This window comes from Phaeodactylibacter sp., from assembly GCF_040219495.1.
In the GTDB taxonomy this organism is placed as follows: Bacteria; Bacteroidota; Bacteroidia; order Chitinophagales; family Saprospiraceae; genus Phaeodactylibacter.
Map to the genome: position 1 here is coordinate 50,844 of NZ_JAVJSK010000116.1, position 7,928 is coordinate 58,771.

General features: G+C 49.5%; 5 protein-coding genes. 4 read left to right on the forward strand and 1 reads right to left on the reverse strand.

The annotated features are described in order from the left end of the window. Positions 1-172: 172 nt before the first annotated feature. Positions 173-2,761: a type I DNA topoisomerase gene (gene topA / locus RIC19_RS18040; protein ID WP_350179749.1), complete on the forward strand. Its 2,589-nt coding sequence runs from the start codon at positions 173-175 to the stop codon at positions 2,759-2,761. A gap of 4 nt (positions 2,762-2,765) precedes the next feature. On the opposite strand, the gene RIC19_RS18045 is transcribed toward topA, so the two are convergent. Then, complete coding sequence (locus RIC19_RS18045; protein WP_350179750.1) at positions 2,766-3,284, reverse strand: DUF4442 domain-containing protein; 519 nt, start codon at positions 3,282-3,284, stop codon at positions 2,766-2,768. A gap of 208 nt (positions 3,285-3,492) precedes the next feature. Here RIC19_RS18045 and sucC point away from each other — a divergent pair, with 208 nt between their 5' ends. From sucC to RIC19_RS18060, 3 genes are all read left to right on the forward strand, one after another. Continuing rightward, entirely contained in the window at positions 3,493-4,695 is a 1,203-nt protein-coding gene (gene sucC / locus RIC19_RS18050; RefSeq protein ID WP_350179751.1) for an ADP-forming succinate--CoA ligase subunit beta, read from the forward strand. 120 nt (positions 4,696-4,815) lie between these two features. Further along, positions 4,816-4,989, forward strand: coding sequence for a DUF6435 family protein (locus RIC19_RS18055; protein ID WP_350179752.1), 174 nt, complete (start codon positions 4,816-4,818; stop codon positions 4,987-4,989). A gap of 1,115 nt (positions 4,990-6,104) precedes the next feature. Beyond that, on the forward strand, positions 6,105-7,928 hold a 1,824-nt coding region (locus RIC19_RS18060), incomplete at its 3' end, for a hypothetical protein (RefSeq protein ID WP_350179753.1).

Here is a 7,928-nt window from a genome sequence, read left to right on the forward strand (position 1 = left end):
AGTTGCGATTTGTTATATATGAAGAAAATTAAGAACTGTATGTTATCACAAATATACACTTAGATTCCAGTTTTTTGCGTATATAAGGGGGATCTGACCGCTGTGGGGTTTGAACAATTCATGTTTTTTATACATTTGCAGTCGTAAGAGCGCTTTGTACCAATAAAGAATTATGCCAAAGAACTTATTAATAGTAGAGTCGCCGGCCAAGGCGAAGACCATAGAAAAGATACTCGGTAAAGACTTCACCGTCAAGTCGAGCTTCGGTCACGTCCGTGATCTGGACAAGCGGGGCGGAGCCGTGGATATCGAAAATAATTTCGAACCCAAGTACGTCGTCTCAGCGGACAAAAAGCGGGTGGTAAAGGAACTCAGGGACCTTGCGAAAAAGTCGGACGAGGTCTGGCTCGCCACGGATGAAGACCGCGAAGGAGAAGCCATTTCCTGGCATTTGTGCAAGGTCCTGGGCCTCGATGAAGCTTCCACTAAGCGGATCGTATTCCGGGAAATTACCAAGCCGGCTATCCAAAAAGCCATTACCCAGCCCCGCCTGGTGGATGTAAACCTGGTGAATGCTCAGCAGGCCCGCCGTATCCTGGACCGGCTGGTGGGGTATGAGTTATCCGAAATCCTGTGGAAAAAGATCAAAGGTAAGCTGTCGGCGGGCCGGGTGCAGTCCGTAGCGGTAAAGCTGTTGGTAGAACGGGAGCGGGAAATTATGAATTTTGAGTCCGCACCCTTTTTCCGTGTCAATGCACTATTTGATGTAAAAAACGAGCAGGGCAAGTCCGTGAAGCTAAAAGCGGAAAACCCGTCCCGCTTTTCTGCCGAGAAAGATGCCGAGCAATTTCTAAAGCAGTGCCGGGATGCGATCTTCAGCATCACCGATATTGATGTGAAGCCGCTGAAGCGCCGCCCTACCGCACCGTTTACGACTTCTACTCTGCAACAGGAAGCCAGCCGGAAGCTGGGCTATAGTGTACAACGCACCATGAGCGTTGCGCAGCGCCTCTACGAGGCTGGCCACATTACCTACATGCGTACCGATTCGGTGTCCCTGAGCGAAGTGGCGCTGAAAAGTATTGCCAAGGAAATCGAACACCTTTATGGGGCTAACTATCTGAAGACACGGCGCTATAAAGGCAAGTCTGCCTCCGCACAGGAAGCGCACGAAGCCATCCGGCCAACCTATATTTCCAATCAGAATGTGTCCGGCAACCGCGATGAGCAGCGCCTCTATGAACTGATCTGGAAGCGGACGATTGCTTCGCAAATGTCAGATGCTGAACTGGAGAAGACCATCGTTAAAATCGGAATTTCTACGATGCCTGATAGCTATCTGAAAGCAGAAGGGGAGGTGTTGAAGTTCGATGGCTTCCTCAAAGTGTACTTGGAGTCGACCGATGATGAGGACGAAGATCAGGAAGCAAAAGGCATGCTGCCACCATTGAAAATCGGGCAGTCACTGAACCTGTTCAACATGATCGCTACCGAACGGTTTACCCGGCCACCGTCGCGGTATACGGAGGCAGCGCTGGTTAAGAAGCTCGAAGAACTTGGCATTGGCCGCCCTTCTACTTACGCGCCAACGATCAGTAAAATTATGGAGCCGGAGCGGGGCTATATTACCAAAGAGACCCGTGATGGCACCGAGCGTGAATACCAGTTACTGACCCTCACTAAGAGCGGTGAGATCAACAAAGAGACGAAGACCGAGATAACGGGCGCCGTCAAAAATCGCCTGTTTGCTACAGATATGGGGATCACGGTAGCTGATTTCCTGAGTGAGCACTTCAAGGATATCATGAACTACAGCTTTACCGCTGATATTGAAAAGCAGTTTGACTCCATCGCTGAAGGGAGCAAGGAGTGGACCAATATCCTCAAGGCTTTTTACGGGCCCTTTCACGAAACCGTGGAAAAAACCCTGGAAAATGCAGAGCGCCCCACCCGGGAACGGGTTTTGGGCAAAGACCCTGAATCGGGCCGCACCCTGCTGACCCGTATGACCCGCAATGGCCCGGTAGCGCAAATTGGTGCGCCCGATGAACTGGAAGAAGAGGAAAAGCCCAAGTATGCCAACCTGCGCCACGGGCAGTCTATGGAGACCATCACCTTTGAGGAAGCTCTGAAGCTGTTTGAACTGCCCAGGGATATGGGCGAGTACGAAGGGGAGCCGGTGCAAATCGGTATAGGCCGGTACGGCCCTTATGTGCGGATGGGGGAAAAGTTCTTTGTGTCTATCCCGAAAGGAGAAGACCCACTGGAACTGACCCGGGAGCGGGCTTTGGAGCTGGTCAAAGCGAAACAAAAAGAAGATGCGCCGGTGGGCACTTACAAAGGTAAGCCTATTACAAAAGGCAAGGGCCGGTTTGGGCCTTTCCTCAAATACGATGGCTTATTTGTGAATGTGCCCCGAAAGTATGACTTCGAGAATATCTCAATCGAAGACATGCATGAGCTCATTGAGAAAAAGATTGAAAAGGAAGCCAATCGCTACATCCACCGCTGGGATGAAGAAAAGATCGCAGTGGAGAATGGCCGATGGGGGCCATTTATACGCTACAAAAAGAAAAGCGTAAAAATCCCCAAAGTGGATGGAGAGCGGATGACGCCTGAAGCAGCGAAGGAACTGACCCTTGAGCAAGTCAAAGGCATTATCGAAGCGGAAATGCCGGGCACTTTCAAAGCGCCGAAGAAGAAGCCGGCGAAGAAAAAGGGAGCAGGGGCGAAGAAAGCTCCTGCTAAAAAGAAAAAGTAGACCGCTAACGTTTTTGCTTGAAGGACCAGGTGAGCTGTACTTCACAGACCGCCTCCCTCCGGGTGTTCCTGCCTGTGGTGCGTACGGTTACTTCCTGCCCTGCACCGGTAGCAATAGCGGTGTCCACTGCAGCCCTGATTTCGGCACCCGCACTACAGGTAAAGTAGGTGCGGGTGTCGGCTTTTTTGATAAAACGTGCCTCAAACCCGGTGATAAGCATCGAGACCTTGCCCTTACCGGCAAGGGCAAGAAGTGCCAGTGTACCCGTTGACAGTTCAGCAGCCCCGCTTAGTGCAGCGAAGTAAGCAGACCGGAAGGGGTTCTGAGTAGTCCAGCGGTAGGGGATGCTGACCACACAGGTGTCTGTGTCACAGGATTCCACCCGTACGCCCCAAAACAAGCAGGAAGGAAGCCGCTTCAGGAAAAAAAGGCGCATTTTCCAGGGGGCTGTAAAATCCCGGATCAACTTTTGCATTTCCGGTGCGGTGGAAGCCGTAGTTGTGGCAGAGGTATTTGCAGTCATAACAACACTTTGGTTTTTAAAATAAAAGCACCGTTCAGCTGATAGTCAGGCTATTACCTGACCGCCGGACCGTAAACGACCACTCAAAGTACAAAAAAGACCGGATAGTCAAGGGGCTTAACTTTGCCATTTTGCCTTCAATTGCTTCAGATAGCTGTATAAAATCACTACATTTGGGCATCCATCACTAACCATATTTAATTAGCGCATGAACCTTCACGAATACCAAGGAAAAGAATTGTTGAAGAGCTACGGCGTAGCCATACAGGAAGGCCTCGTAGCCAATACACTGGAAGAAGCTGCTGCCGCTTACGGAACGATCAAAGAAAAAACAGGCTCTGGCTTCGCAGTAGTCAAAGCTCAAATTCATGCCGGAGGACGCGGCAAGGGCGGTGGCGTAAAACTGGTGAAAAATGAAGCAGGGCTCAAAGAAAACGCAAGTGCTATTCTCGGCATGATGCTCAAAACCCCGCAGACACCGGGTGGCATGGAAGGGCCGGGCAAGCTTGTGAAAAAGATCCTGGTTGCCGAAGATGCCTACGTGCCCTCTCCTGATGCGTGCGATGAATTCTACGTCTCTGTGCTTATGGACCGAGAGAAGAAGTGCAACGTTATCATCTATTCCACTGAAGGTGGTATGGATATTGAAACAGTTGCGGAAGAAACCCCGCACCTCGTGCACAAAGAATACATTGACCCCACTCAGGGCCTTCAGGGCTTTCAGGCGCGTAAAATCGCCTTCAATCTTGGCCTGAATGGAAAGGCAATGAAAGAAATGGTGAAGTTTATCAGCTCACTCTACAAAGCTTTTGTAGGAGCGGATGCGTCACTATTCGAAATCAACCCCTGCCTCAAGACCGGTGATGACCGTATTATCGCGGTAGACTGCAAAGTGACCCTCGACGATAATGCCCTGTTCCGTCATCCGGACCTCGCCAAGCTCCGTGATACGGATGAAGAGGACCCCACTGAAGTAGAAGCTAAGGAATATGGCCTGAATTATGTGCAGCTCGACGGAAACGTGGGTTGTATGGTTAATGGTGCAGGCCTGGCTATGGCTACAATGGATATCATTAAGCTGTCCGGTGGCGAGCCGGCCAACTTCCTCGACGTAGGAGGTACCGCAGATGCAAAGCGGGTGGAGCAGGCTTTCCGGATCATCCTGAAAGACCCGGAAGTCAAAGCCATTCTGATTAATATCTTCGGTGGTATTGTCCGCTGTGATCGTGTGGCACAGGGCGTTGTAGATGCCTATAAGAATATGGGCAACATCAATGTGCCCATCATCGTGCGCCTCCAGGGTACAAACGCAGATGTAGCGAAGAAGCTAATTGATGAATCTGGCCTTGCTGTGAAGTCGGCTATCCTTCTTCAGGAAGCAGCAGACCTGGTCAAGGAGGCCGTTGCCTGATTACAGGTAGCTGACCGCTAAAAACTATACCATAGCCGGGTATTGCTCTTGAAGCAGTATCCGGCTTTCTTTTTGCAACCATTTTGCGCCTTTGCTGTTTCCTGACCAAAAGCAAAAATTATGTTCGGACTATTCAAAAAAGACCCGGTCAAGAAACTGGAAAAGCAATACCTGAAACTGATGGAAGAAGCTATGCAGATACAGCGTAGCGGAGATATTAAAGCCTACGCAGAGAAGTCAGCTGAAGCAGAAAGGGTCGCCCAGGAAATCGAGGACCTGAAAAATGAAAAGTAACAGTGTTGCTTCTTCTGTGATGTTACGATTCCGGGATAAAAAATTTATGCATTTATTGTCATAATGTAGTGTTTTGTCATCAAAAAGATAAAAGCAGCACCTTTTTTTTATTGTTGCATTGTTATGCTTTGAACTCTTCAAAATCCTCCTTATATTTGACAAAGTCCTATACAAATATGCACGCGTCTCTTTTACTTTAGGGTTAGCCTTCTGAAAGAGCAAAACAAAGCTTCGCTTAGATCGAAGTACCCCCTCCCAGCAACTATCAAACTGTTTCTAATGGCACGTTTATGGCTTTAGTAATTATTGGATAGTGTAGGTTTTAGGCTGTATACATTACAACAACAGTCAAAATTTATTGGTGTAGTTTAAAGAAAGAATACCTTAGACATGTTGTGTGCTTCTTTTTGATGAGGTTAAAAGTCATTATCCTGACTTCCTTTATTCAGAATGCAGTGTCCTGCATATCTTGGAACTTTGCGCAATAACTCCCTCCTTACCGAAAGGTGCAAAATGGTTCTTTCTTTGCAAAATAATAGCACGATAATGCTCCATCCGTAGTGATCTGCGAGGCATTCTCGGTTCCTGCCTTCCTATCAATAGCAATGATTAGGGAGTCATTCGCCGTCAATTGCCGGTAGTGTGCCTGTGTAAGTTCCTGTTGGGGTGAGCTCTTGGTACTAAATCAGTATGAATGATCCTTACTTCTTATGTTCAGGAGTGCGGGAGACTGAAAAGTTGCGCACATATCTGGTCGTAGCGGCTTTTAACCGGTCTCTGCTAGGCATAGGTTTAGGGTATAGTCTGCCAAGTCAGCATTTATAAATCTTGAGTTGGCAGAGTATTAGGTTAGCAATCGCCACGATACAATGCAATGAATGGTCAACAAACCAAATGATATACTTATGCCCATAACTGACCTATGGTCATAAATGAACTCTAAACAACCATAATTACTCTTTATGAACTACATTAACACTTTTTTTCGAAGGCGAAAGCCTGACAGTAAAGCCCATCCGGCGCTTTTCAGGCGAGCGAGCTTGTTGGCGCTTGCCTCACTTGAGGGGATGTTAAATCCACGATCTTCTTCAGCAGCTGGCTGTAAGCAGCTACTGATGTTAATCTGCATAGTAGCTTTCACCATTCCGATTTCCGGGCAGACGCTGCTGAAAGCCTGGGACTTTGATGGATTCAATGGCGATGAAGGACCTACTTTAGCTACCTTCAACGCCACTGGTATCGGTGCTACCACCGGTGACGTCCGTCGAGCCGCGGGCATTATCGCTTTTCCAGCAGGCGGTTTCGACAATGTTTACATTTCACGGGATTTTGACAATACCACCCTGGTCGGCGCACGTTCGGCTTCCGAGTACGTTAAAATATCCATCCGCCCCGAGGCCGGCTTTGGCTTACAGCTGACGGAGCTGACTATCCAAATTGGACGTCAGGGCAATGGACCCAATGAGTTCGCGCTATTCACCGATGCTGGCGGCGACAACTTTGTCACCCTGATTGGCTCTCACACCAGCACCATCAATGGTACAGGTAATTACGAAACGGTCACTTTTGATCTGACCACCACTGGTTTGTTCGATAATTGCACTACCAGTAGCAACGCGGTCAGCTTCCGATTGTATGGTTATGGCAACAGCGTGGATCCCTCCGCAGATTTCAATCGTTTCTGGTTTGGCAACGGTCTCGCAGATGCGACCAATGACATTGAGATTTCGGGTTATGTAGAAGCTATTCCGGATGCGCCTACTCATCCCTCCGAAACGGTTGAGTTCTGCGAAGGTGCGGGTAACCCCGACCGTTTACTTCGTTTAATCAATCCCAGCCCAATTGATGGCAGTGGTGATCAGGTGGTCGTTTGGGTGGTGCAATCGGCTCCAGCTGCGGCTGGCCTGACCGTGGGCCAGGAGTTTATGCCCCCGTGCAGCGCCCCTGGCAGTTATACGGATGCTAATTTTTTCCTGTCCGGAACAAATGATAATAGCATTCGTCTCCAACCAACAGCACCGGTTGGAGATTATGTGTTTAGTGCTAAAGTCCTGAATTGCAATACAGGCTGTGAAAGCGAGCTGAGCAAGGAAACCTATACCATTTCCAAAAAAGCGGACCCGATGGTATCGATTACCGCAGATCCTACGGGTGATGTGTGTTTGAATACCCTGGGTGTGCAATACGATCCGAACCTGACGGCTACTGATGGCGGCACTTACGCTTACGCCTGGTGCGCCTATAATAACGGCTTGGGATCGGGTACTTGCTTCGACGGATTCGATGACAATACCGCCGCCATGCCGACGCGGGACTGGGTTACAAGTACAGGAGCCAGGTCTGTTGGCGTCACTGTCAGCAGTACTACCCCTGGTTGTGAGGCTTCGGATTTATACAGCTTTACGGTCAACCCTAATCCTGCTGCACCGACCGAGCCTGCCAAGACCATAGCGTTTTGTGAAGGAGCTCCCGGTAGTGACCGGCTGTTACGCCTGATCAACCCGAGCCCTATCTCTGGCGATCAGGTGGTGGTTTGGGTTCTGCAATCTGCTCCGGCTGGCGTTGCACTTGCGGAGTACAATCCTCCTTGCAGCGTTCCCGGTAGCTTTACCAGTCCGGATGGGTTTTTCTTCCTGTCTGGTACGAACGACAACAGCATCCGCCTGGAGCCAGCAGCTCCGGTGGGCGATTATGTATTTAAGGCAAAGGTACTGGATTGCGCAACTGGCTGCACGAGTGATCTGAGTGCAGCAACCTACACCATTTCTAAATTTGCTAACCCAAGTGATGCCTTTAGACCGGCAGGCACAGATGTGTCCTTCCCCTTCACTGGAACACTGGATTTTGATGCCGACCACGACGCCTGCCCCGGCGACGTATTCGAGTACGGCACTCAAGCGAATACAGCAGGCATAAATACCATAAGCTGGGCTTTGTCC